5 protein-coding genes are annotated in these 1,791 nt (G+C 28.9%); all 5 read right to left on the bottom strand.

Going from position 1 to position 1,791, the window contains the following annotated elements; all coding sequences use genetic code 11:
- Nucleotides 1-5 precede the first annotated feature (5 nt).
- The 5 genes from DWX91_RS16220 to DWX91_RS16205 all read right to left on the bottom strand — a co-directional run bounded on the left by DWX91_RS16220 (nt 6) and on the right by DWX91_RS16205 (nt 1,675).
- Nucleotides 6-245, bottom strand: coding sequence for a hypothetical protein (locus DWX91_RS16220; protein WP_182435128.1), 240 nt, complete (start codon nt 243-245; stop codon nt 6-8).
- 34 nt (nt 246-279) lie between these two features.
- The gene (locus DWX91_RS16890) at nt 280-444 is read right to left on the bottom strand and encodes a hypothetical protein (RefSeq protein ID WP_182435127.1); all 165 of its coding nucleotides are present in this window, start codon (nt 442-444) and stop codon (nt 280-282) included.
- 100 nt (nt 445-544) lie between these two features.
- Nucleotides 545-1,174, bottom strand: a complete 630-nt coding sequence (locus tag DWX91_RS16215; protein ID WP_118539825.1) for a hypothetical protein — start codon at nt 1,172-1,174, stop codon at nt 545-547.
- Between the two features lie 20 nt (nt 1,175-1,194).
- Nucleotides 1,195-1,416: a hypothetical protein gene (locus DWX91_RS16210; RefSeq protein ID WP_118539823.1), complete on the bottom strand. Its 222-nt coding sequence runs from the start codon at nt 1,414-1,416 to the stop codon at nt 1,195-1,197.
- A 16-nt stretch (nt 1,417-1,432) separates the two neighbouring features.
- Nucleotides 1,433-1,675 (bottom strand): hypothetical protein, encoded by a 243-nt coding sequence (locus DWX91_RS16205; RefSeq protein WP_118539821.1) that lies wholly within the window; start codon nt 1,673-1,675, stop codon nt 1,433-1,435.
- Nucleotides 1,676-1,791 lie beyond the last annotated feature (116 nt).

Below are 1,791 nucleotides of genomic sequence, written 5' to 3'. Positions count from 1 at the left end.
TTATATCACATTTTTATATTAATTTTGATTTTATCTTTATCGATAGAAAGACCAGCACCTTTAATAAGTTTTGGAATATCTATATCAAGTTTTCTATCTTCTGACTCAATATATTTCCAAAGCACATTACCATGTTTATCTCTGCATTCATTAGTATTTCTATCGACTTGATAAGAAAACGCATTCATCATACGTTTATAAAATTTAGACTCTAATTCCATCTCATGAAATTTTTCATCAGACATTTTAACCTTTTTGATAAAATTCGAAATCCTGTTTTTAATTCTCAATATATTCTCTCCATGCTCTTGAAAAGAAACTCTCACCAGCAGTCTTTTTATTAATTCCTGTAATACCTCTCTGCTTCATATGATTTCTTGCTGCACTTCTGTCTAATTTTCTTGTGTGAATCTGTGTTGTTACTCTCTTAGTTTTCTTGTTCATAATTTTATTCTCCTTTACTTTTTAATATTTATATCAACAATCCATATTGGATTGAAATTCTATATAAAATGATTTGTATTAATCTCACTTATATATTCTCTCATTTGAGACTAGCTGGAATTCTTATTGTTTCTCCATTTACAAACATTGATACCATATGTGTCGCTTTGTTATCTTTTACAAGTTTTCCATCCTTGATTTCAACATTCTCACAACCATATACTTCCTTAAAAAGTTTAACTGAGTCTGTCTTTTCATAATTAAGATTATATAAATCACAACGATCTTTTAACTTTTTATCCTGTTCAATCATTGTTCTGTTGAAAATGCTTATCCAATGCTGATAATTCTTTTCTAATTCTGATTTATTCTGATCTTCTTCGGAAAGAATTTTATCTGTATATAACCAATAGTCACCCTCATCAGCTCTGAAAATCTTATCAAAAACATTCACTGTTTCATTTTCCGAAATATTCATTTGACCAATTAAATCAGACATTGAAATATTCATAATATCAACTAAGCTACTCCATTTTTTATGATTAAAACATGGTTCACCTTTGTATTCCATAAAAACTTCATTAGTACAAGTTTCATCATTTTTTAATTCTGGAACACCATCAAATGTATACGTTACTTTATCATCACATTCACCAGCTTCTTTATTAACAACATGAGTTTCTACAAACCATTTTCTTTTGATATTCTTACCAAGTAATTTCGTTCTCATATTTATATTCTCCCCTTGAATCATTTGTTGTTATCACTTTTGAACCAAAATCTTAGAAGTAAAATAATAAGCCAAACTCCAGTCGCCATCAACCATTTAAATTTTAGTCCAAAACACATGCAAATCAACTTAATTACTCCACAGGTAATTCCCCAATAAATACCTGCACATAAGACTGTAACCAATAAATATACAATAGCGTATAAACAACCAGAAGTTTTATTGTTTTTTAATTTACTCATATGTATATTCTCCTATTTAACATCTGGCTTCTTTTCTATCAGCTTTTTTAGCTGCTATTTCCTGTTTACTCAGTTCGTTTTTAAGTTTAGCCATAATACTCTTCCACTCAGCTACAGGAAGTTTATGAGATACATTCTTACCAGCTCTATCCGCTGCTTCATGAGTATACTCAACTGTACCCGTTTTATATGGATTCTTCTTGTACTCATATACCTTTCCAACTTCTCTTCCCTTATTCATTTTTTCTACTCTGTTCATAACGTTTTCTCTCCTTTTAATATGTATTATTTTATATAATTAGATGAAATGCTAGTTTAGTTTAACTAATACATTTCATGTAATCATCTGGTTTGACAATATATGTAAATCTATCT

It is taken from the genome of Clostridium sp. AF22-10 (assembly GCF_003478725.1).
Classification (GTDB): Bacteria; Bacillota; Clostridia; order Lachnospirales; family Lachnospiraceae; genus Otoolea; species Otoolea fessa.
This window is presented reverse-complemented; position numbering and strand designations above follow the sequence as displayed.